The sequence below is a fragment of the Peptoniphilus genitalis genome (assembly GCF_023614525.1).
In the GTDB taxonomy this organism is placed as follows: domain Bacteria; phylum Bacillota; class Clostridia; order Tissierellales; family Peptoniphilaceae; genus Peptoniphilus_A; species Peptoniphilus_A genitalis.
The window spans coordinates 1479749-1503645 of the sequence record NZ_CP097885.1 but is presented as its reverse complement, the minus strand read 5'-3'; the positions used below and the strand labels follow the sequence as shown (position 1 = coordinate 1503645).

At 37.5% G+C, this 23897-nt stretch carries 18 protein-coding genes; 4 read left to right on the top strand and 14 right to left on the bottom strand.

The window, feature by feature from the left end:
• Positions 1-11: 11 nt before the first annotated feature.
• The 7 genes from M9426_RS07195 to M9426_RS07165 all read right to left on the bottom strand — a co-directional run bounded on the left by M9426_RS07195 (position 12) and on the right by M9426_RS07165 (position 6308).
• Entirely contained in the window at positions 12-782 is a 771-nt protein-coding gene (locus tag M9426_RS07195; protein WP_005956066.1) for a LamB/YcsF family protein, read from the bottom strand.
• A gap of 146 nt (positions 783-928) precedes the next feature.
• Entirely contained in the window at positions 929-1681 is a 753-nt protein-coding gene (locus M9426_RS07190; protein ID WP_195443326.1) for an ABC transporter ATP-binding protein, read from the bottom strand.
• Complete coding sequence (locus M9426_RS07185; RefSeq protein WP_250341803.1) at positions 1678-2697, bottom strand: ABC transporter substrate-binding protein; 1020 nt, start codon at positions 2695-2697, stop codon at positions 1678-1680. Before M9426_RS07185 ends, M9426_RS07190 begins: the two co-directional genes overlap by 4 nt.
• A complete protein-coding gene (locus M9426_RS07180) occupies positions 2694-3458 on the bottom strand; it encodes an ABC transporter permease (protein WP_005956190.1) in 765 nt (254 codons plus the stop codon). The genes M9426_RS07185 and M9426_RS07180 overlap by 4 nt, the downstream gene beginning before the upstream one ends.
• On the bottom strand, positions 3427-3726 hold the full coding sequence (locus M9426_RS07175) for a thiamine-binding protein (protein WP_005956232.1): 300 nt from the start codon (positions 3724-3726) through the stop codon (positions 3427-3429). The genes M9426_RS07180 and M9426_RS07175 overlap by 32 nt, the downstream gene beginning before the upstream one ends.
• Before the next feature lie 207 nt (positions 3727-3933).
• Complete coding sequence (locus tag M9426_RS07170) at positions 3934-4509, bottom strand: nitroreductase family protein (RefSeq protein ID WP_250341802.1); 576 nt, start codon at positions 4507-4509, stop codon at positions 3934-3936.
• A 53-nt stretch (positions 4510-4562) separates the two neighbouring features.
• Entirely contained in the window at positions 4563-6308 is a 1746-nt protein-coding gene (locus M9426_RS07165; RefSeq protein WP_250341801.1) for an ABC transporter ATP-binding protein, read from the bottom strand.
• 155 nt (positions 6309-6463) lie between these two features.
• Between M9426_RS07165 and murJ the strand changes: the two genes are divergently transcribed.
• The 4 genes from murJ to M9426_RS07145 all read left to right on the top strand — a co-directional run bounded on the left by murJ (position 6464) and on the right by M9426_RS07145 (position 11230).
• Positions 6464-8065 carry a murein biosynthesis integral membrane protein MurJ gene (gene murJ / locus M9426_RS07160; RefSeq protein ID WP_250341800.1) on the top strand — a complete coding sequence of 534 codons (1602 nt, stop codon included), beginning with the start codon at positions 6464-6466 and terminating at the stop codon, positions 8063-8065.
• A 132-nt stretch (positions 8066-8197) separates the two neighbouring features.
• Positions 8198-9901, top strand: coding sequence for a hypothetical protein (locus M9426_RS07155; protein ID WP_250341799.1), 1704 nt, complete (start codon positions 8198-8200; stop codon positions 9899-9901).
• A 160-nt stretch (positions 9902-10061) separates the two neighbouring features.
• Positions 10062-10532: an HD domain-containing protein gene (locus M9426_RS07150; RefSeq protein ID WP_250341798.1), complete on the top strand. Its 471-nt coding sequence runs from the start codon at positions 10062-10064 to the stop codon at positions 10530-10532.
• Complete coding sequence (locus M9426_RS07145) at positions 10529-11230, top strand: putative ABC transporter permease (RefSeq protein WP_250341797.1); 702 nt, start codon at positions 10529-10531, stop codon at positions 11228-11230. The genes M9426_RS07150 and M9426_RS07145 overlap by 4 nt, the downstream gene beginning before the upstream one ends.
• 267 nt (positions 11231-11497) lie before the next feature.
• Here the strand turns inward: M9426_RS07145 and pyk are convergent, their stop codons facing one another.
• From pyk to mfd, 7 genes are all read right to left on the bottom strand, one after another.
• A complete protein-coding gene (gene pyk / locus M9426_RS07140) occupies positions 11498-13231 on the bottom strand; it encodes a pyruvate kinase (protein WP_250341796.1) in 1734 nt (577 codons plus the stop codon).
• A gap of 9 nt (positions 13232-13240) precedes the next feature.
• Positions 13241-14194, bottom strand: coding sequence for an ATP-dependent 6-phosphofructokinase (locus M9426_RS07135; protein WP_250341795.1), 954 nt, complete (start codon positions 14192-14194; stop codon positions 13241-13243).
• 6 nt (positions 14195-14200) lie between these two features.
• Positions 14201-17626 (bottom strand): DNA polymerase III subunit alpha, encoded by a 3426-nt coding sequence (locus tag M9426_RS07130; RefSeq protein ID WP_250341794.1) that lies wholly within the window; start codon positions 17624-17626, stop codon positions 14201-14203.
• 260 nt (positions 17627-17886) lie between these two features.
• Positions 17887-18153: an HPr family phosphocarrier protein gene (locus M9426_RS07125; RefSeq protein WP_005956304.1), complete on the bottom strand. Its 267-nt coding sequence runs from the start codon at positions 18151-18153 to the stop codon at positions 17887-17889.
• A 1-nt stretch (position 18154) separates the two neighbouring features.
• Positions 18155-19090: a DNA-binding protein WhiA gene (whiA, locus tag M9426_RS07120; protein ID WP_250341793.1), complete on the bottom strand. Its 936-nt coding sequence runs from the start codon at positions 19088-19090 to the stop codon at positions 18155-18157.
• Positions 19091-19276: 186 nt separating this feature from the next.
• Positions 19277-20365 carry a peptidylprolyl isomerase gene (locus tag M9426_RS07115; protein ID WP_005956140.1) on the bottom strand — a complete coding sequence of 363 codons (1089 nt, stop codon included), beginning with the start codon at positions 20363-20365 and terminating at the stop codon, positions 19277-19279.
• A gap of 52 nt (positions 20366-20417) precedes the next feature.
• A complete protein-coding gene (gene mfd / locus M9426_RS07110) occupies positions 20418-23897 on the bottom strand; it encodes a transcription-repair coupling factor (protein WP_250341792.1) in 3480 nt (1159 codons plus the stop codon).

The window sequence follows — 23897 nt, the reverse complement described above, 5'->3', positions numbered from 1 at the left end:
TTCCTCCTAAATTATAAGAAACTAATTAAAGGTTTAATTTCAATACCTTCAGCCTTTAGTCCTTCACGAATATTTTTTACGAATTCAAGAGCTTCTGGATTGTCGCCGTGAACACAAATTGAATCTGCTACTATATCGATTTCCTTACCATTAGCAGTTACTACCTTGTTCTCTTTAATCATCTTAACAACTCTTGGTATTGCTTCTTTTGGATCCTTAACAAAAGCTCCTGGTAAAGATCTATTAACTAGAGTTCCATCTTCGTTGTATCCTCTATCAGCGAAAACTTCTTGGGCAACTCTAAGTCCTCTTCTCTTACCTTCCTTAGCTATGTATGAGCCACTAAGAACCATAAGAATTAAATCTTTGTCAAATTCTTCAACTGCATCTAAGACTGCATTTGCAAGTTTTTCATCGTTACAAGCTGTGTTGTAAAATGCTCCGTGAAGTTTCATGTGTTGAAGTTTTTTGCCATGAGCCTTTGCGAAAGCTGAAAGAGCTCCAACTTGATAAAGCATATAAGCTCTTGCTTCTTCTGGAGTCACTGCTAATTTCCTTCTACCAAATCCCATTAGGTCTGGATAACCTGGGTGAGCTCCAATTTCTACTCCATTATCAGCCGCTGCTTTACATGTTGCGTCCATAATAAGTGGGTCGCCAGCGTGGTAACCACAAGCACAGTTAATACTAGTAACATATTTTACAATCTCTTGGTCCATACCCATTTTATAGGCACCAAATGATTCTCCAATGTCACTATTTAAATCTACAAAATATTGCATCCATTTCCTCCTTTTATCTTATAAATCATTGCAATAACGTATTTAAATTATAATCCAATTTAAAGGAATATGCAAACATTGTCTTAGGCAAAATCGCAATATATTTAAATGTATTAATAAATAAAAAAAGAGGCCGAAGCCTCTTCTTATATAAGTTTGTCGAGCTTTTCGATGATGTGCTTTTTGTACTGGATAAACTTTTTATCCTCGAAAAAGTTTTCATGAAAATCTTCTGTAATTTGTATTTCTTCTATAATAGTTCCTGGATTTTTTCCCATGATATAAATTCTATCTGAAAGCTTAACTGCCTCTTCTATGTCGTGGGTTATAAAAATTGTGGAAATTCCAATCTCACTAATTATTTTTTTGTACCACTTGTGGATTGATGCTTTAGTTATTGCATCAAGGGCAGAAAAGGGTTCATCAAGTAGGGCAACTTCATTGGAAAAGACATAGGTCCTAAGGAGGGCAGCACGTTGTGCCATTCCACCAGAAAGTTGTGATGGAAATTTTTCTTGGCAGCCTTCAAGTCCAAAGTCACCAAAAAGTCCTCGCACTTCTTCCCTTGCTTCCTTTTTCTTCTTGCCACGAAGAACAAGGGGCAGGGACACATTGTCGATAATTGTCATATAAGGTAGGAGCATATCCTTTTGAAGCATATAAGAAATATTACCTGCCTTACCTGTGACATCTTCCCCCTTAAGATAAACTTTACCTTCATCTGGTGCTAAGAGGCCTGCAATAATATTAAAGAGCGTTGTCTTACCACTACCAGAAACTCCCACAAGAGAAACTAGTTCTCCCTTATTTAATTTTATGTTTATGTCCTTTAAGACCAGCCTGTCATTAAAGGACTTATAAACATTATCTACTCTTAAAATTTCTAATTTTTCGCTCATTTTAATTTTTCTGGATTTACAAAATCATCAGTGAATCCAAAGTCCTTTGGAATTTCCTTGTTGATTAATTTATTTTCCCATAACCATTGGTAGAAATTGTTCCATCTATCTGGATCAATTTGTCCAAAGTATTTTGCGTCGTCTTGGTACTTGTCAGCAAGATATTCCATTCCCTTTTCTACAAAGTCCTTATCAAGTTCTGGATTTATCTTAACTAAGATATCTGCTGCTTCCTTTGGATTTTTTGCTGCGTATTCATAACCCTTGATGAAGGCACGCATAAATCTCTTTGCTACATCTTCCTTGTTCTTTAAGAAGTCGTTGTTTGCAATAAGGATTGGTGTGTAGTAATCAAAAACTGGACTGATGTCTCTAAAAGCGAAGTAATTAATTGGCACATTTTCCTTTGCTGCAAGAACTCCATCAACTTGGAAGAAAACCCAAACAGAATCTATCTTACCACTAATTGCTTGAACTGCATTTACAACATTTTCTGGAAGAAGTTCAACCTTAGAGAAGTCTCCTCCGTCATCTGTTATTACTTGTTTTAAGATTGCTTGTTCAATTGGAAGTCCCCAAGTTGCATAGTTGTATCCTTCCATGTCCTTAGGTCTTTCAATTCCCTTATCCTTTAAGGAAATAATTCCTGAAGTGTTATGATTAATAATAGCTGCCACAGCTGTTACTGGAAGTGGTTCGTCGCTGGCAAAAGCTGGTGCAATTGTATCTTGATAAGATACTCCAAAGTCAGCCTTACCTGATGCAACTAAAGCTTCAGCACCATTAGCTGGTGGTTGGTTTACTTCTACTTCAATGCCTTCTTCTTCAAAGAAGCCCTTGTCCATAGCAACATAAAGACCTGCGTGGTTTACGTTAGGTTCCCAGTCTAGTAGGAAGCTTACCTTTTCCTTAGGAAGATTTTTTGCTTCTTCTGATTTTGTATCATCTTTCTTGCCACATCCTGTTAGAAAAAGTCCAACAAGAATTAAAATCAATAATTTTCTTAAATTTTTCATTTTGCCTCCGTCCACGGCATAACCTTTCTTTGGATGAAGCTAACTAACTTCATCAAGATAAGTGAAATTGCCGAAATTAAAAATATAACTGCAAACATCTTGTCAAAGGAGTAATTTTTTTGAACTCTTATCATATATACTCCCAGTCCCTTGTAGCCACCTAGCCATTCGGCAATAACTGCACCTACAACTGAATAGGAAACAGCAATCTTAAAGGCCGCAAAAAAGTTTGTAAGACTTTCTGGAAATTTAATGTACTTATAAATTTCATACTTGCCTGCTCCCATGGCCTTTAGAAGTTTTGTCTTGTCTGGGTCAACTTGCTTAAAGGCTTCCAGAAGTGAAACTGCAATTGGGAAGAAGGTTCCAATTACAATTAGGGCGATCTTTGGCATAACGCCATAACCCATCCAAAGGACAAGTAGGGGTGCAATGGCAACTGTAGGAACAGTCTGGCTAATTACTAAAATTGGATAAAAGGCAGAGTAAAGTGTGTCTGATAAATCCATTAGTAGTGCCACAAGAAAGCCTAAAGTCACACCAACAGATAGACCTAAAAAGGCTTCTGTCAAAGTTGTCCCCATGTGAGATGAAATTGTTGGAAAGTCATTTACAAAGGCCTTGACAACGTCAAGTGGCTTGGGCAGCATAAAGGCCGATACCCCACCATAGGTTGTTGCAAAGTGCCAAAGGACTAAAATAATTACTATCAAAGAAGCTGCTGAGATATTATCCTTGATACTTGCCTGTTTTTTCTTCAATTGTTAAAATTCCTTTCTCAGAATAGAAGGTCTTGGAGTAACAAGCAACTTGTTCTGAAATTTCTCCCGCTAACTTCACACAGTTCTTTAAGATCTCAAAGGCCTTGTCAAAGTCGTCTAACTCTATAACTGTTTCAAAGGGAGTGACTACATAGTCAACTTTTTCGCTTTGAATATATTCTATGACCCTATCAACTACTTGGACAACAGATTCAGTTGTTCCTTCCTTAGTAGTAGGTAGGATTTGTATTGCTACTGATATTTTCATCTTAACCTCCTTATAAAAATTCCAATAAAAAAAGCCTCTACAAATAGAGGCAGCCTTCCCTAGACAGCATTACCTGTCCCGGTCCATAGGGTTTAAGGATAAACCTAATCTCAGCATGCGCTCCCCTGATAAGTTAATTATAAGCATAAGTTTTCCTTATCACAAGGAATAAAGGCAAATAAAAAACTAGGTCCTTGGACCTAGCTCTTATTCAATAACTAATAATTTTCCTTCAATTGGTTTTTTATCCTTTGCCTCTGGCTCTTCTTCAATTTTTCCAAAAGGCATTTGTGCCACAAGCTCCCAATGTTCTGGAAGGTCGTAGAATTCCTTAACCCACTCATCAATTACAGGGTTGTAGTGTTGGATGCTGGCACCAATTTCTTCATCCCTTAGGGCTTGCCAAAGATTTAATTGAAGCATAGCAGCTGAATGATGTCCCCAGGTTTCAAAATAATCTCTGTAGGATGCCATATTTATTTCTTGATCCCAAATTTCATTCATATCTATAAAGAAGAGAGCTGTCCCCTTAGCGTGATAAAAACCATGGAACTTTTCTTTATTTATAGACTTGTCAAAATTTTCATTTACCCTAGTCCAAAAATCCTTGGACTTGTCATCGAAGAGTAGGACGATCCTACTTGTCTCTGAATTCATGTGTGACGGAGTTATGTTCATTACATCTTCAACAAGATATTTTATTTCTTCATTTGTAAGGTCAACATCTTCTGACAAGTTGTAGTAGGATCTTCTCTTCTTAATTATTTCTATATAATCTTTCATAATTCACCTCGCAAGTTTTCTTTACATCTTAGTAAAGTTTTACCCTGAAAAAATTATTCTAACCTACCACCCTTGGTGTAGAGGTTGTAATAGTAGGACTTTGCTTCCATTAGTTCCTTGTGAGTCCCTCTTTCCACGATTCCATCTTTTGTCATCACGATGATTAAGTCTGCGTTTTGAACTGTTGTTAGCCTGTGAGCAATTGTAAGTGTAGTCCTTCCCTTGGATAATTTTTCTATAGAGTCTTGAACAACAACTTCTGACTTGTTGTCTAGGGCAGAAGTGGCTTCGTCTAAGATTAAAATTGGTGGATTCTTTAAGAAAACTCTAGCTATAGAAATTCTTTGCTTTTGTCCACCAGAAAGTTTCACTCCACGTTCGCCCACATAGGTGTCAAAACCATCTGGGAGACTTTTTATAAAGTCGTAGGCCCCTGCAAGCTTGGCAGCTCTTATGACATCGGCATCACTTGCTCCCTCCTTGCCATAGGCAATGTTGTCCCTAACTGAGCCAGAGAATAAATACACGTCTTGTTGAACTATTCCAATGTTCTCCCTAAGAGATTTTATCTTAACATCTCTTACGTCAAGTCCGTCGACTTTTACTGAGCCCTTGTCTACGTCGTAAAATCTTGGAATCAAATTACAAATAGTAGTCTTGCCTGCCCCACTTGGTCCAACTATGGCAAGCTTTTGTCCAGGAGAAATGTGAACTGAAAAATCTTCTAAGACTTTTTCTTCTCCTTTCCCATAAGAAAAGTCTACTTGGTCAAAAATAATCTCGCCCCTTAGACTTTTTATTTCAATGGCATCTTCCTTGTCCTTGATGTCAGACTCAATAGACATAATTTCTGAGAATCTTTCAATCCCTGTCATTCCCTTTTGGAATTGCTCTGTAAATTCAATAATTCTTCTAACAGTTGCAAGAAGTGATTGAACATACATTACATAAAGAATTAAGTCTTCGGGACCAATTTCTCCCTTCATGAGGAAGTAACCCCCAGATACAATTAAGATGAGGTACATGAGGCCGTCAAAAATTCTGTTAATTGTGTTGAAGCCAGCCATGGACTTGTAGTATCTCTTCTTTATGCCCAAGAACTTGTTGTTCTCATGAGTGAACTTTTCCTTTTCAAGGTCTTCCTTGGCAAAGGACTTGACCACTCTTATGCCAAGTAGGGAGTCCTCAATGGCAGAGTTCAGATGACCAACGTGGACTCTTTGATCCTTTTGTGCCTTGCGCATCTTGTTCCTAAAGTGACCAGAGAAGTAAATCATAAGTGGAATCATGAGATAAATTAAAAGAGTCATCTTTACGTTGAAGTGTAAAAGAATTATTAAGGAAATAATTATCTTTATGACTCCAATAAAATATTCTTCTGGGCAGTGGTGGGCGAACTCGGTTATGTCGAAAAGGTCGTTGGTGATCCTTGACATAATGACTCCAACCTTGGTCTCGTTGTAAAAGGTGTCAGAGAGGGTTTGAAGATGGGAGTAAAGGTCCCTTCTCATGTCAGTCTCGATCTTGGCACCCATGATGTGACCAATTGATGTCATGAAGTATTGGGCAACAACTTCCACTGTCTTAACTCCTAAATATATAAGGGCAAGCTTCATGATGAAGTCGAAGCTAATAGATGCAAGGTCCTTCATCCCCCTGTTGGTAAGAGCCCTTAAGATAAGTGGAAGAATCATTTCGCTGGCAGTTGTTAGGCCTGCACAAAATAAATCTAGAAAAAGTGTGAACCTGTACTTATAAAAGTAGGGCGTAACTTTTTTTATTAAGTTTTTATTTTTCATTTTTCCTCCTTTATATAAAAATTTATTTTTTGAAAGCTATCTTATATATGATAACACAAAAATAAAATCCTTTAAAAGTCTAGAAAATAACCTTACTTGACATAAAAATTCAAACAAATTATAATTTGATAAGACTTACAAAGGAGATTTTAAATTTGGAAAATAAAAGTAGCGCAGGCTCACGAATTGCAAAGTCCACCCTAGCCATCACTGGCTTCCTTCTAGTGGGTAAGGTCTTTGGATTCTTTAGAGAGTCACTTACAGCTTATGTCTTTGGTGCCAGCAAAGAAATGGATGCCTTTTCTCTTGCTCAAGCAGCCACAGCAATGATAGCAAGCTTTGTCACTCAAGCAATAGCAACAACTTATATACCTTCTGCCCAAAAGGCAGAGAGCGACCATGGACCAAGTAGGAAAAATTATTTTACTAACAACCTCTTAATGGTTACTTCCCTTGTGTCCTTTGTCCTAATTATTCTTGGGATTTTATTCCCAAATCAAATTGCACTTTTATCTGCATCACAAGCTGATCCCGAAACCTATGCAATTGTTGTTAAGTTAATACAAGTTGGAATGCCCGTAGTTTTATTTTCATCTTGGGTTGGTGTAATGGAAGGCTACCTCCAACACGGTGGCAAGTTCGCAGCAACAGGTGCCATTGCAATACCCCTTAACTTAACTTATATAGTTTACCTTGCCCTCTTCTCCCACCACGTTGGGATTATAGGACTTACAATAGCATCAGTATTAGGTATCTTGGCACAATTCATCTTCCTACTACCTAACGCAATGAAAATTGGTTACAGACCAAGGCTTGTGGCAGACTTCCAAGATAAGTATGTGAGAGAAGCTCTTGTCCTTGCCCTTCCAGTTTTCGTTTCTGTATCAGTAAATGACATTAACACAATTGTAAATAGAAACCTTGCATCAGGCATGGGCCAAGGTGCAGCATCAATTTTATATTATTCAAACAAGATGAATACCATGATAATTGGTATTTTTATCACAGCTATTACTGCCATAGTCTTCCCTATCCTAACAAGGACTTTGGGATCTGGCGACATGAAGCTTGGTAAAAAAGTTATGAATGCATCGGTTAAGACGGTTTTATTTATAACTGTTCCTGCAACTGTAGGTCTAATTATCTTGGCAAGACCTATAATAGAAATTGCCTTTGTCCGTGGTTCCTTTACTGCGGCTGATGGTGTGGCAGCAACATCAACTCTAAGATGTTACTCCCTTTCACTTATTTCAATTTCTGTTATCAACGTCTTAAATAGGATTTACTATTCCATTGGCGACACAAAGACTCCTTTCTATGTTGGTGTAACTAACGTAATTATTAACGTTGGTCTCAACCTCTTAGTGGCAAGACACTTTGGTACTAATGGACTGGCAGCATCAGTTTCAATTGCAACAACAATTGCAGTTTTTATTTCCTTTATACTTTTAAAGAAAAAAATTGGAAATCTTGGAACAAGATCCTATATCAAGGCCCTTATAAAAACTGTAATGGCATCACTTGTCATGGGAGCAATAACTTTGGCATACTTCCCTTACGAAAAACTAATCATGGCATTAACATCTGGCGGAGTCCAAACTCTTTCAAGATTGGTCTTCTTAATGCTAGTAGTCTTTATTGCCGCTTTAGTTTACGTCTTCTGCCTTTACAAGTTGGGAGTTCGTGAAGTTAGGGATGTGGTTGGCATAGTGAGAGAAAAAATTGAAAATAGACATCCTAAATCAATAGAAAATTAAAAATTATATTTTATAACTAAGACTCGAGCCATCGGGTCTTTTTTATTTTTGTAATTTTTTTAAAATTTTATACAATTAAAGTAGTCATTTGATAATTAAGTGGTATAATGTTAATAAATTGGAGGTGTTAATATGAAGGGCATACACTATATAATTGCCGTCATTGTAATCGTTTGCTTGATTTTCTGGAGAAAGTCCATTGTCAATAAGAGAGGCAAGGGTCAAAAATCTATTGACTCATCAAGTAAAGCTAAAAATAATTCTAAAAAAGAGGACCTACATAAGATGAGTGAGGCAAAGTCTTCTGAAAAAACTTCTGCTAGCAAGCTAACTGAAGTTAAGGAGAAGGAAGTCTACGATGGATCAAGGAAAAAGGACCGCGGCAAGAAGAGACGTCAAAAGAAAAATACAAGCTCAGCTCTTGATGAAATAAAGAAAAAGACTGAAGAAGTAAAAGAAAAAACTGAAGCCGAGGCTAAGAAGCTTGAGAGAAAAGCAGAAGCTAAGGCTGAAGAAGTGAAGGCTGAAACTAAAGCCAAGGTCGAAGAAGTAAAAAAAGAAGCTAAAGAAATAAAAGAAAAAGCTGAAGTCAAAGCTGAAAAAGTTACAGAAGAAGTCAAGGAAAAGGCTCAAGATGTAAAGAAGGAAGCTGAAGTTAAGACTGAAGAGGTTAAAGAAGAAATCTCTAAAGAAAGCAAAAAAGTCCAAGCTAAAGCCAAAGAAGTTAAAGTTGAAACTCAAGCTAAGGCTGAAGAAGTTAAAAAAGAAGCTAAAGAGATAAAAGAAAAAGCTGAATCCAAAGCTGAAAAAGTTACAGAAGAAGTAAAAGAAAAAACTGAAGCCGAGGCTAAGAAGCTTGAGAGAAAAGCAGAAGCTAAGGCTGAAGAAGTGAAGGCTGAAACTAAAGCCAAGGTCGAAGAAGTAAAAAAAGAAGCTAAAGAAATAAAAGAAAAAGCTGAAGTCAAAGCTGAAAAAGTTACAGAAGAAGTCAAGGAAAAGGCTCAAGATGTAAAGAAGGAAGCTGAAGTTAAGACTGAAGAGGTTAAAGAAGAAATCTCTAAAGAAAGCAAAAAAGTCCAAGCTAAAGCCAAAGAAGTTAAAGTTGAAACTCAAGCTAAGGCTGAAGAAGTTAAAAAAGAAGCTAAAGAGATAAAAGAAAAAGCTGAATCCAAAGCTGAAAAAGTTACAGAAGAAGTCAAGGAAAAGGCTCAAGATGTAAAGAAGGAAGCTGAAGTTAAGACTGAAGAGGTTAAAGAAGAAGTTAAAGATAAGGCTCATGATGTAAAGAAGGAAGCTGAAGTTAAGGCTGAAGAAGTCAAAGAAGAAGCAAAAGAAAAGACTGAAGCTGTAAAAGAAAAAGTTAAAGAGGAAGTTAAGGAAGAAAAATCAGAAATCGAAAATAAAATTGCAAGCACTGGCAATTACCCTGACCTTATCACTTCCCTAAAAAATAATCCTTGGACATCAGGCGACTTAAACACAAGAGTTAAATTTGAAGACATAAGAAGGCAAGTAACTTTACACGAAGAGGAGATCACTGACCTTCCCCTTGATAAAATCAAGGCTTCCCTAAGCCCAGAATCTCTTGTAGACTTCCTAAACATGACATCAGCAAAACCAACTATCCTAAATAGAAAAGAGGACACATCTTACGAGTTCACAACAAGAGATCCTAAAGAAATCGACTTAATCAAGAAGAGATATGGACTCCTCGATAGAGAAATCGACAAGATAACATCAGTCCTAATCTTTGACAAGGAAGGACAAAAATTAAAAGAAGTTAAAGATGTCTTGGCTGAAGGAAAAAATAGAATTTACATGGAAACAAAATTTTAGTAGAATATAAAAGTCATACTTGTATGGCTTTTATTTTTTTGCAAAATTTTTACAATATATATTTAGGCAAGAATATAAAAACAATTTTTTAAATAAAAATTTAAAGAAAACTTTGAACTTTTTTTACTTTTTTAGTTTAAAATAAGTTCAGGAGATAAAAATGGAAAACATAAAAAAATTAGAAGAAATTATCAAATTCTTAAGTGAGAACACGAGATTTCTAGAAACAAAAAACTTCATACAACATGGAGACACCACTGTCTACGAACACGTTATTTCTGTTGCGAAAAAGTCTATTGAAGTAGCAGAAAAATATAACTTAGATGTGGACATGGACTCAATGATTAGGGGCGCCCTCCTCCACGACTACTTTCTCTACGACTGGCACGACGGCAAAAGAGAAAGATGTATTCATGGCTTTACCCACCCCATGAAGGCTTACCGAAATGCCAAGTCCGAGCTAAAGCTTAACAGGATTGAAAGGGATATAATAATCAAGCACATGTTTCCCTTGACTCCCCTTCCCCCAATGTACTTGGAATCTTGGATTGTCACTTACTCTGACAAGTACGTGTCCCTTGCTGAAACCCTAAGAGGTATACCTGTAAAAGTTGGGTTGGTGAGACCATGAGATACCAAGAATTTTGTTTAATATTTTTTATCTACTCCTTCCTTGGCTGGTTCTGGGAGACCTTCCCTTGTTCTGCCATTGAGCTAGATAAAATTCACAACAGGGGCTTCCTCTTGGGACCCATTTGCCCCATCTATGGTTTGGGAGCCAGCCTTTCCTTTGGAGTCTTGAAGAACTTCGAGTCAAGCCTTGAGATTTTTATTTACTCAGCCTTCTTGTCCTGCTTAATTGAGTACATAATTGGCTACCTCTTGGAAAAATTTTTCCACAAGCGTTGGTGGGACTACTCCAACTACCCCTTCCAAATTAAGAGGAGGGTTTGCCTCTATGGCCTCTTGATCTTTGGCCTTGCAAATATTTTAATCGTCAAGAAGCTCACACCAATTTTGCTCTTCTCCTTGTCCCTATCAAGCGACAGGATTCTTGATTTACTAGTGATCTTTTTCGGCATCCTATTTGCAATTGATTTAATCTTGACCCTAAATCATTTGACTCATGGCTCTAATGCCCTCAACAAAGTTTATGAAGTCATTGACGATAACTTAAGTGACTACTTCAATGGTCTTAACGAGTCTGAAAGACTTGCCAACTTAAAAGTCCTTGAAGAGTCAAAGAAGTTTAAGTCCAAGCTCTTAAATATTAACTCCAACCTTAAGGAGAGAGAAGAAAGTATAAAAAAATTAATAAGGCAAAAATAAAGACCCCTTTGATTAAATATCAAAAGAGGTCTTTTTTCTTTGTCTAAAAATTTCTATTGCTTAAGATTTTGTGTACTCAAATAATCTTATGACTTCATATTTTTTTATAAAGTGATTATGATTTATAACGTCATAACTTTTTATAAAGTCATTTGAATTTATGAATCCATAGCTTTTTACAAAGTCATTAATATTTATGACTTACAAAATTTTCACAAGGTCACGAACTTTTGCAACTTTATAAGTTATTCCAAAGTCACAGAAATTTTATCTCCTAACACTTCCATCAGTTCCGTCAATTGTTATGATGTCGCCAGTTTTTATAAGCTTAGTAATGTCCCTTACCCCAACAATGGCAGTCTTATTAAGAGAAATTGCAGAGACAGCTCCATTGGATGTGAAGCCTGCTTCTTCTGTTACAAATCCAGAGGACCTTTCCATGTAAGGGATCATTCTGCCATCAGTCCCATTGCAGATGATTATGTCCTTAGACTCGAAGTTTGCTTCAAGTTCTTCAAAAGTATTTACAACTACTGCCCTTGCCTTTTTCTTTTTCTTGCCAATGGCAGTTCCCCTGCCGAGGATCTCTGAAACATTTTCAATCTTCAAGAGGTTAGTTGATCCAGCAATCCCTGTAGGAACTCCTGCAGTTAAAACAACTAAGTCTCCAGATTTTAAAAATCCCTTCTTAACAGCAACTTCCATGGAAGCATCAATTAAGTTGTCAGTGTCCTTAAAGTTAAGAACCTTAACAGGTCTAACTCCCCAAACCAAGCTAAGTTGGTTTTTAATTTTTTCAAAGGGCGTTGAGGCAATAATTGGAGTCTCTGGTCTGAACTTTGCAATGGCCTTAGAAGTGTTACCTGATGTTGTTGCAGTGATTATTGCATTGGCGTGGAGGTCTCTCGCGATTACGCAGGCAGACCTTCCTATGGAGTTAGTCATGGAATTTTCCACGTCCTTGATCCTGTTTTCCAAGATTTCGTCGTGGTCAATTGTTGACTCAGTGTATTCTATAATTTTTCTCATAGTTTCCACTGCCTCTACAGGATACTTGCCGCTGGCAGTTTCCCCTGAAAGCATAACTGCACTTGTCCCATCGAGGACTGCATTGGCAACATCATTAGTTTCGGCACGAGTTGGCCTTGGGTTTCTTATCATGGAGTCAAGCATTTGCGTTGCAGTGATTACAGTCTTACCTGCAACGTTACATTTTTTTATAATTTCCTTTTGAACTATAGGGACAGCTTCCGTTTCGATTTCAACGCCAAGGTCTCCCCTGGCAACCATAATTCCATCAGAAACTTCTATGATTTCATCAATTAACTCCACAGCCTTTTGGGACTCAATCTTTGAAATAATCTTTGTCGTGTAGTCCCTCTCTTCTTCAAGAACCTTCCTTATGGCAAGGACATCATCTCTTGACCTAATAAAGGAAGCTGCGATAAAATCTATGTCTTCTTTTACTCCAAACTTTATGTCCTCAATGTCTCTTTCAGTTAGGGCAGGAAGTTTGATGTCAACTCCTGGCACGTTAACTCCCTTGTGAGAAGAAATAACACCAGAGTTTTCAACTTCTGTAATAATTTTTTCTCCCTTAATTTCCTTTACAAGAAGTTCCACAAGTCCGTCATCAATTAAAATCTTGTCGCCAGCCTTCACGTCCTTGTAAAGTTCTTTGTAGGAGATGCTGACAATGGACTTGTCCCCTCTAAGGTCCTCAGTGGTTAAGATGAATTCATCTCCAATTTCTAAGCTGACTTCTCCTTCAACTTCTCCCAGCCTAATTTCTGGTCCCTTGGTGTCAAGCATGATACCAATAGGAAGGTCCATTTCCTTTCTAAGTTTTTTAATTCTGTCAATTTTTATCTTGTGCTCTTCATGGCTGCCATGAGAGAAGTTAAGTCTTGCAACATTAACTCCTTCTGTGAAGAGAATTTTTAAAATTTCTTCACTTTCACTTGCCGGTCCAATAGTGGCAACAATTTTTGTCTTTTTCATTTTCCACCTCTATATAGAAACAGTCTTTAGAATATCTAAAAGATCTTCCCTAAAAACTTTCTTAGCTTCAAACATTTCTTCAAAGGTCATGGCCTTTGCCCTTCCTTCTTTAAAACCAAGGACTCTTGAGTTTCCTTCTTTAGCTTCCTTGACTGCAAGATAACCAAACTGTGATGCCAGGATCCTGTCAAAGATAGAAGGAGCTCCTCCCCTTTGGATGTAACCAAGGACAGTAACCCTTGTGTCAATCCCAGTTAATTCTTGGAAGTCTTTGGCAAAGTCAAAGGCTGACCCACAACCCTCAGCCATAATAATTATGTGGTGTCTCTTGCCACGGTTCTTGCCCATGATTGCCTTCTCAGCAATTTCATTTATATTGGTTTCAATCTCTGGAACTACAATTGACTCTGCACCAGAAGAAACTCCTGCATAAAGGGCAATGTCGCCACACTCACGACCCATGACTTCAACAACATTGGCACGGCCGTGGGCCTCTGTTGTGTCTCTAATGTGGCTTATGGCTTCTGTAACAGTTTCCACTGCCGTCATAAAACCTATTGTGAAGTCTGTGTAGGCAAGATCGTTGTCAATGGAACATGGAATTCCAATTACACTAATTCCTCTCTCCCTTAATTTATTGGCACCCTTGAGGCTCCCATCGCCACCAAGGACAATTAGGGCATCAATTTCAAAAATTTTTAGGGAATTTATTGCCTTTTCAAGTCCCTCTTCTGTCATAAATCTATCAGAACGTGAAGTGGAAAGAATTGTTCCACCCCTTTGGATAATGTCTGCAACAGAAGACTGGACTAATTTTTCAAACTTTGCATCAATGAGACCCTCGTAGCCTCCACTTATTCCATAGACCTCTATCCCTTCAAAGATGCAGGTCCTTGTAACAGCTCTTATTGTGGCATTCATGCCTGGAGCATCCCCGCCACTTGTTAAAATTGCAAATCTCATATCCACCTACTTTAAAATAATCTTGTCTCTTGACTTGGTATAAGCTATCAATTTATTTTGAATTTCGTCAAAGGACTTGTCGTCAATCCAAAGACTTGAGTCAGTCCCAAAGGCCCTTCTCGTTTCTTCTTCAAAGAAGACCACTGGAGTAGACCCCTCATAATCTTTTAAAATTTTTCTTATTTCATCTACATTTTTATTCTTCATTGAGTCAACAGAAATGTACAATTTATTTTTTGTTGGCATCTTAAGTCTTGAAATTGAATCCACCAAAATCTTTGGCTCTTCAATTTCCGATTCTTGGAAGTGACCTTCAACTACAACAACATTCTCATCTTCAATTAGGTCCTTGTAGCGTGAGTAGACATTTGGAAAAATCACAAGTTCAATGGTTCCAAATAAGTCTTCTAGGGCTGCAAAGGCCATCATCTTGTTGGTCTTTGTTATCATGGTCTTCTTGGATTTTAAAATTCCTCCAACCTTGACCTTGGACCTTCTCAAGAGATTTTCCCTGTACTTCTCAAAGATTTGGTTTGTGTTTATAGATGAATTCTTCTCGATTAATTCCCTGTATGGATCTAGTGGGTGACCAGAGATGTACATGCCAATAACTTCCTTCTCCATGTCAAGCTTGTCCTTTTGTGGAAAGTCGCGAAGTCTTGGCAAGTCCTCTTGGAGGTCAGCCTCTTCAAAAAGTGAAAATTGACCCATGACATTATTTTTTGCAGTGTTTGATGATGAGGATAAAATCCCTTCATAAATTGCAAGGTATTGAGCCCTGTTCCCCCTGAAGTCGTCCATGGCACCACACCTTATTAGGGATTCCACAGCCCTCTTATTAAGGGCAGACTTGTCAAGGGCATTGATCCTATCAACAAAATCCTTGAGAGACTTGTAGGGTCCCTTGTCCCTTGCTCTCACAATTACATCTATTAAGTTGTCGCCAACATTTTTAACAGCCTTGAGTCCAAACCTAATTTTATTGTCCTCAACAGTGAAGTTTTTGAAGGAGTAATTAATATTTGGTGGCAAAATTTCTATCCCCAACCTCTTTATCTCTTCAATATAAAGGCTTACTTGCTTGATGTCGTTTGTATAAGTAGAAATTTGCGCCGCCATAAATTCTCTGGGATAATAATATTTTAGCCACGCTGTCCTATAAGCAACTACTGAATAGGCAACGGAGTGAGACTTGTTAAAGGCGTAGTCGGCAAAGTCTATAATTAAGTCGTAAATTTCATTGGCAGACTTTTCGTCAACTCCATTGGCAATGGCACCACAAACTCCCTCTTCCTTGTTGCCATAGATGAAGTTCTTCCTCTCTTCTTCCATGACCTTCATCTTCTTCTTGGAGATGGCACGTCTAACAATATCTGCCCTGCCAAGAGAATAGCCACCAATTTGTTGAACAATTTGCATTACCTGTTCTTGGTAGACTATACAACCATAAGTTGACTTAAGTATTGGCTCAAGCTTTGGATGGATATAGGAAATTGTAGACTTGTCGTGCTTAGAACCAACAAATTTTGGAATTTGCTTCATTGGTCCAGGCCTAAAGAGGGCATTGGCAGCAACCAAGTCAGAAAATTCATCTGGTTTCAGTTCCTTTAAGAAGGCCCTCATGCCGCTGGATTCAAATTGAAAGACTCCAAGGGTTTCCGATCTTGCAAACATCTTTAAAACTTCTGGATCATTGTAGTTAAAGTTGTCAAAATTTATAGTCTTGCCCTGGTTTTCTTTTATTAAATTAATTGCGTCCCTAATAACTGTAAGAGTCCTTAGGCCCAAGAAGTCCATCTTCAAAAGTCCCAACTCTTCAAGCTCAATCATGTTAAACTGAGTTGCAATAATTTTGTCGTTCCTAGTTAGGGGAACATATTCTGTCAGTTCATCCTTGGAGATTACAACACCGGCTGCGTGAGTTGAAGTGTGTCTTGGCAGACCTTCAAGTTTTAATGCCATGTCGATTAAAAGTCTTGAGTCCTCTTCTCCATCGTAGATTCCCTTAAAGGTCTCAGAAACTTCTAGGGCTTTTTCTATGGTCATGTTGAGAGCCTGAGGGACTTGCTTGGCAATGTAGTCCACCTTGGCATAGGACATGTCAAGGGCACGTCCCACGTCCCTTATGGCATTACGAGCAGCCATGGTTCCAAAGGTAACTATTTGGGCAACGTGAGAGTCCCCGTACTTCCTGTTTACATAATCAATAACCTCTTCACGTCTTTCATAGCAAAAGTCTATATCAACATCGGGCATGGAGACCCTCTCTGGATTTAAAAACCTTTCAAAAAGTAGATCGAACTCTAGGGGGTCAACGTCAGTTATCCCCAAGCAATAGGAAACCATGGAGCCTGCAGCAGAACCCCTTCCAGGTCCAACTTGGATCTCATGCTTTCTCGCATATCTTATGAAGTCCCAAACTATTAAGAAGTAGTCAACATAGCCCATGTTCTTTATAGTGTTAAACTCAAACTCAAATCTGTCTTTTATTTCATCAGTTACATTTTCATAACGCTTAAGCATTCCCTCAAGGGCAAGCTTCTTTAAATATTCCTCGTGGCTATATCCATCTGGCACTATAAACTCAGGCAAGTGAAGGTCGTGGAATTTTATTTCAACATTGCACCTATCTGCAATCTTAACAGTATTCTCTAAGGCCTCAGGATTTTCTGGGAAGAGGGCTGCCATTTCATCAGGAGACTTTAGGTAAAATTCATCTGATGGAAACTTCATCCTGTCTGTGTCGTTGACAGTCTTTCCCGTTTGAATACAAAGTAGGACGTCGTGACTCTTTGAGTCCTCCTTCATTAAATAATGGACATCATTGGATGCAGTTAGGGGAAGGTCCAGCTCTCCAGAGAGAAGCACAAGCTCACGATTAACCCTAGCTTGTTCAGGCATGCCGTGGTCCTGAAGTTCTAAGAAGAAGTTTCCTTCTCCAAAGATGTCTCTATATTCAAGGGCAGCTTTTTTTGCAGCTTCCTTGTCCCTATTTAAAAGAGCTTTTTGAACCTCGCCACCTAGGCAGGCTGAAGTTGCAATGACTCCCTTGGAATATTTTTTTAAGACTTCCTTGTCAACACGAGGCTTGTAATAATATCCATCAACGTAACCAGTGGAGACTATCTTCATAATGTTTTTGAAGCCCTCATTGTTTTCTGCCAAGAGGATCAAGTGGTACCTCTTGTTTGTCCTGTCCTTTACAGTCATATCCTTTTCTGATATGTAGACTTCACAACCTAGGATTGGTTTTACTCCAGCATCCTTGCAGGCCTTGTAGAAGGCAATGGCTCCATACATATTGCCGTGGTCAGTTAGGGCAACGGCATCCATGCCAAGGTCTTTAACTCTTTTAGGCAAGAGACTTATCCTCGTAGACCCATCTAAGAGAGAGTATTCACTATGGAGATGTAGGTGAACAAAATTATTCATAGGATCATCCTTAATCTATAAATCACAAATTTTTATTTTTAATTTATAAAAAATCTTAAAAAATTTAAAATCAATTTTCAAAAAATTTTTATAACTCACTAATAAGTTTTAAAAAATTTTTCACTAGCTTATAAATTTTAAAAATAAAAAATTTTCATTACTAATCTTTAATATATTTTATCAAAGGCCAAAGACAAATAAAAGGACATGAAAAAAGAGTTTTGACAAAGCAAAACTCCAAGCAAAATATTTTATTTAATTTAAAGATTTATAAACTCTTTTTCAACTAAGTTAGCTAATCTTTCCACAGCTTCTTCTTCATCTACGCCGTCAGCTTCAATGATGATCTCTTCACCTGTGAAGGCACCAAGAGACATAATCCCAATAATGGACTTGCCATTTACCTTGTCACTATGAGCTTCAAGATTTATTTCAGAAGCAAACTTGTTAGCCTCTCTTACAAATAGTGCAGCTGCCCTAGCGTGGAGCCCGTCACTATTATTAAGTACAACTTTTTTACTTATCATTTTATACACCCCTCAACTTGTTCGCAATTCTCCTAAGTTTTTTAAATCTATAATTAACAGTGGACTTTGAAAGCTTTGGCTCAAGAGAGTTCGCAATGTCGTTTAAACTCATAGACCTGTTCTCAAGTCTTATCTTGGCTATGGCTTTCAAATCCTCATCTAAATTTTCTATCCCAATTTCCATCTCGATAAGCTTTATATCTTCTACCTGGTCGTAAGATGATTTAACTGTTTTATTTAAGTTAGCCGTCTCACAATTTACAATCCTATTTACATTGTTTCTCATTTCCTTTATAACTCTTACGTTTTCGTAATTCAAAACAGAGTTATAGGCACCTATGAGAGATAGGAAGTCGGAAATTTGTTCTGAGTCCTTAATGTAAATTATGTATTTTTCCTTTCTCATAATTACCTTTGACTTGAGTCCAAATTCATTAATTGTATCTCTTAAAAAGTATGCGTTGGATTCGTTTTCAGAAACAAATTCCAAATGATATCCTTTTTTTGGATCTGTAATGGATCCTGAACCCATAAAGGCACCACGGATGTAGGCCTTTTTCTCATTACTTGTTTTTATGAGATCAGTGGGCGCATAATTTATCATAAATACGCTTGCACCCTTAATATATTTTAACTCATCAAGAAGTAACCTGCAAGACTCATCTTGCGATATATAGATAATAAATACATTTTTTTTAAGTTGAGTGGACCTAACATTTTTAACTTCAACGTCAAAACCAAAGGACCTTCTTAAAAATGTAAAAATTCTCCTTGCCACAGGAGCATTTTCTGTAATGTATTCCATAGAAATTTTATTATTTTTGAAATTTAAAATCCCACACATGGGAGTTATGCCTGCAAGTTCAGATAAAATTATTTTGTAGTCTTCAACTTTTATCTTAGCCACTTCATCCTTAATCTCTGATGAAAAACTCATTACATCACCCCTTTATCCATATTTCTCTTATTATATCAGAAATTTAATTTAATTGTTTCTAAATTTACATTTTCAAAGCATTATTAAATTAAAGTAAAGCTTGGGTTAAAATAAAAAATAAAAGGCCTGTGACCTAAGAGAGAACTTTAATCCTCTTCTCTTTACTCACAGGCTTTAATTTAAATCTTATTTTGTTTCTTTCTTGTTTTCAGCCTTTGCATTTTCTTTTCCTGCATTAGCTTTTGCATTTTTCTTTCCTGCTTCAGCCTTTGCATTAGTTTCCTTAGCTTGGCCTTCTTTTTCTACCTTGCCAAAGTTTTTGTATTCTTCTGGAAGTTGAACTTCTTTAGAAGTGTTAACATAGATTTTTATTTTAGCATCTTTTTTAACTTTGTCAATGTATTCTTTGAATTTTTCTTGTTGTAGTTGTGCCTTGATTTGGTCCTTAACTGCATCAAATTCTAAAGGCTTTTTATCTTCAAGTTTGATGATGTGGTAACCAAATTGTGTAGTGATAGGTTCAGAAATGTCTCCAACCTTCATCTTAGCAATTTCCTTGTCAAAGGCTTCAACCATTTGTCCACTTGTGAATTCGCCAAGTGATCCACCGTTTTGTGCACTTCCTGTGTCCTTAGAGTTTTCCTTTGCAAGCTTAGCAAAGTCTTCTCCCTTTAAGATTTTCTTTCTTAGGACGTTAGCTTCCTTTAAGTCATCAACTAGGATGTGAGAAGCCTTAGCCTTGTAGTAAGAATCCTTGTTGTCTTCGTATTGTTTTTTAACTTCTTCTTCAGTTGGTTCAAGTTCTTTTAATTTTTCTTGAGTATATTTGCCAACTAACATTTGATTTTTCATGTTTTCAGCAACATATTCCTTTGGAAGTCCATTTTCTTTTAGGAACTTGTTGAAAGCTTCTTCTCCACCAAGTTGTGCCTTGATTTCGTCAAGCTTTTTATTTACTTCTTCATCAGAAACTGTGATTTTTGATTTTTCTGCATCTTGTTTAAGAGCTTCAGTTGTTGTTAAGTCAGTGATTGCTTGTTCTCTTAAAAGTTCGTCAGTAGACTTTTTACCATCTTCCTTGTTCTTAAGAACATCTTCTCCATACATTGAAGTAAGTTGATTTACCCTTGCTGCATAAGACTTATAAAAATCTGCCATTGGGATTTCAACTCCACCAACCTTAGCTGCTGCATCTTTATTTGCACCGCTACAAGCTACAAGTGAACCTGCTAGTGCAATTGTCACTGCTATCTTACCAAATTTTTTTAAAAACATAATTCTCTCCTTATTCTATTTAATTATTATCATTTAGTGTTTCTATTATACACTACTTTTTAGAAGTTTTTGTGTCCTTTTTGTGTAAATACAAAATTGTAACTAGTTTTTTAAGCTTATCGAGAGGATACTTGAGCTTAGTCAATACAATTTCATTAACATTGCCCATAGAGTAGGAAACATTTTCGAACTCGTTGTTTATTTCCATTATGGCAGGAAGCTCAACCTCACCTTCTACTCTTACCCTATATTCTCCTCTTCTCTCAACAATAGATGAAACTTTTGCCTTTTGGGCCTTGTTCTTTAAGAGGGCAATGTCCATTAGGTTTGAAACTTCATCAGGGAAGTCTGAGAACCTGTCGATTAATTCATCAACAAGGTCTGAGTACTCTTCTTCAGTTGATAAAACAGAAATCTTTTTATAAATCTCAAGCCTTGTCCTGTCATCAGCAATATATTCTTTTGGTATAAAGGAATCCAGCTTGAGATCAATTGTAGTTTCAATTTCTTCTTCAACATCAAGACCCTTTAACTTCATGACAGCATCCTTTAGATACTTCATGTAGAGGTCGTAACCAATTTTTTCTATGTGACCTGACTGTCTTGACCCTAGTATGGATCCAGACCCTCTTATCTCGAGGTCTCTTTCTGCAATCTTGTGACCTGACCCAAACTCAGTGAACTCTTTTATAGCTTGGAGTCTCTTTTGTGCCACTTCAGAGATTGATGTGGACCTGTCGTAGGTGAAGTAGGCGTAGGCAATTCTCGATGACCTGCCTATCCTTCCACGAAGTTGATAAAGTTGTGAAAGTCCCAACCTATTGGAGTCTGTTATTATCATTGTGTTTGCATTGGGAACGTCCATACCCGTTTCTATTATAGTTGAGCAAACTAATACGTCAACATTACCCTCTATGAAGTCAATCATTGTATCTTCAAGGGCCTTCTCAGTCATCTGACCATTTGCCATAGAGAAGGTCGCCTCTGGCACAAGCTTCCTAAGTTCCAAAAGTTTATTTTCCATATTTGAAACCTTGTTGTAGAGGAAGTAAACTTGTCCTCCCCTTTCAATTTCCTTTAGGATGGCCTCACGAACCATGAGGTTGTTATACTCTAGGACGTAAGTTTCCACTGGAAATCTCTCTTCAGGTGGCTCTTCAATAACAGACATGTCCCTTATTCCAATCATAGACATCTGAAGAGTCCTTGGAATTGGTGTGGCTGTTAGAGTTAAGGTGTCTACATTTTCCTTTAGCATCCTCAACTTTTCCTTGTGACGAACTCCAAATCTTTGCTCTTCGTCAATAATTAAAAGTCCCAAGTCCTTGAACTTCACGTCCTTGGAAAGGAGCCTGTGAGTTCCCACTATTATATCAATGTTGCCATCCTTCAGACCTTCAAGGTCCATCTTCTGATCCTTCTTGGACCTAAACCTTGATAGAAGTCCAACTCCCACAGGGAAGTTTTTAAACCTCTCCTTAATTGTGTTGTAGTGTTGCTGAGCTAATATAGTTGTTGGCACAAGAATTGCAACTTGCTTTCCGTCAAGTATTGCTTTAAAGGCTGCACGAAGGGCAACCTCTGTCTTTCCATAACCAACGTCGGCGCAGAGAAGTCTATCCATTGGAGATGCCTTCTCCATGTCTTCTTTTATCTCTTCAGCAGACTTCAACTGGCCAGGAGTTTCTTCATAGATGAAGGCATCCTCAAACTCCCTTTGATATTGGGAGTCCTCACTAAAGGCAAAGCCTTTGGTATTCTCACGAGTTGCGTAGAGTTTTATTAAGTCCTCAGCCATGTCGTCAATGGACTGTCTTGCACGAGCCTTTTTCTTTTTCCAGTCAAGAGAGTTTAACTTGTTGACCTTTGGCGGCCTCTTGCCCTCTTGTACGTACTTGTAAATGGAATCAAGAGCTTCTATTGGAAGGAAGAGTTTGTCCTCTCCACCGTACTCAATAAGAATGTAGTCCTTTTGTATGCCTGAGACTTCAAGTCTTCTTGTCCCAACATATTTACCAACACCATGGGCCTCGTGAACTACGTAGTCACCAATTTGTAAATCTTCAAAGTTTAGTGCCTTCTTCTTAGCTGGTTTTTTCTTTTTATTCTTTGAGAAGGACCCATAAATTTCTGAATAATTAATAAAAACTGTCTTTGAATCTGAAAATTCTATTCCTTCATTTAAGGCACCAGTAGTGACAACAAGCTTGGAAGTGATTTTTTCATTCTTTGTATTTTTTGCCAAGTGTGGTGAGTAGCCCAAGTCCACAAGGTGATCAAAAAGACGCTTGGCTCTTTTTTCTGTTGCCCCAAGGAGGATGACTTGGAAATTATTTTTTCCATAATAGTCTAGGTCTTCCTTGAAAAGTTTTATCTTTGACATGTAGTTTGTCACGCTCTTGACCTTGATGTTCACAATGTCCTTTGGCTTAAACATCTTTGGTGGCTTCAATAGGGCGTTAAAAGTTATTAAAGTTTTTTCATTTAACTTGTCGACTATGTCCTTATAGTTGTAAAAAGTTTTTTCGTGAGACTTTGTGACTTCACCATTCTCTATTAAGATTGCAAACTTTTCTCCATTTGCAAGATCAAGTTCTTCTTCTCTTTCAAGAATCCTGGAAGGCTCTTCAATTAAAAATATAAAATCATCCAAGTAATCTAAGAAGGATCCCACTTCTTCTTGGTCTACATAAGGAAGGATTAGGTCCTTGTTGATAATAGTCTCTTGGTTTTCTAACCTGTCAACGTATCTCAAAAACTTTTCATTGAGTCTATCTTTTTCTTTCCCCTGGAGCTTGGTCTTGGAAAGGTCTTTTTTAATTCTCTCAGCAACTTGATCTCTTTCGTCTGCTTTTATAATCAAGTCTTCTATGGGATAGATTGTAATTTTTTCTAGCTTATCAATGGACCTTTGGCTTTCAATTTCAAAGGACCTAATGGAATCAACTTCGTCATCAAAAAGTTCTATCCTGTAGTTGGCATCTTGGGTCCCAATGTCAATGATGGAACCCCTAAGAGAAAATTGACCTAGACCCTCAACACTTGGAAATCTTTCGTAACCCATTTCCACAAGTTTCTTGGGTAGGACGTCAAGATTCAAAACTTGCCCAACTTCTATAGGAATCTTATAAGATGCAAAAATTTCTGGCCTTGATATCTTTGCAGTCAAGGCGTTTAAGGTTGTGACAACCATCTTTGCCCTGCCACTTGAAATCTCTGCCATGGCTTCTAGCCTCTTCTTTGTATTCTCCTTGGACTTTGAATCCCTGTCGTAGAAAAAGACGTCCTTTTCTGGATAATAGACGCAGGTCTCATCTGATATGGACTCAATGTCCTCGTAGGCCTTTCTTGCCCTTACCCTATCTTGTGAGATAAGGCAGACTTTCCTCCCATCAGCTGCAAAAGTGGGCGCAAAAAGAGAGAGCACTGCCTCCTCTGAACCAAAGACTGCAGTGTTCTTTGAAATTTTTATTGAATTATCTAATTCCTTAAAAGCTTCTAGGTTCTTTACACTATTGATTAAAAAATTCAA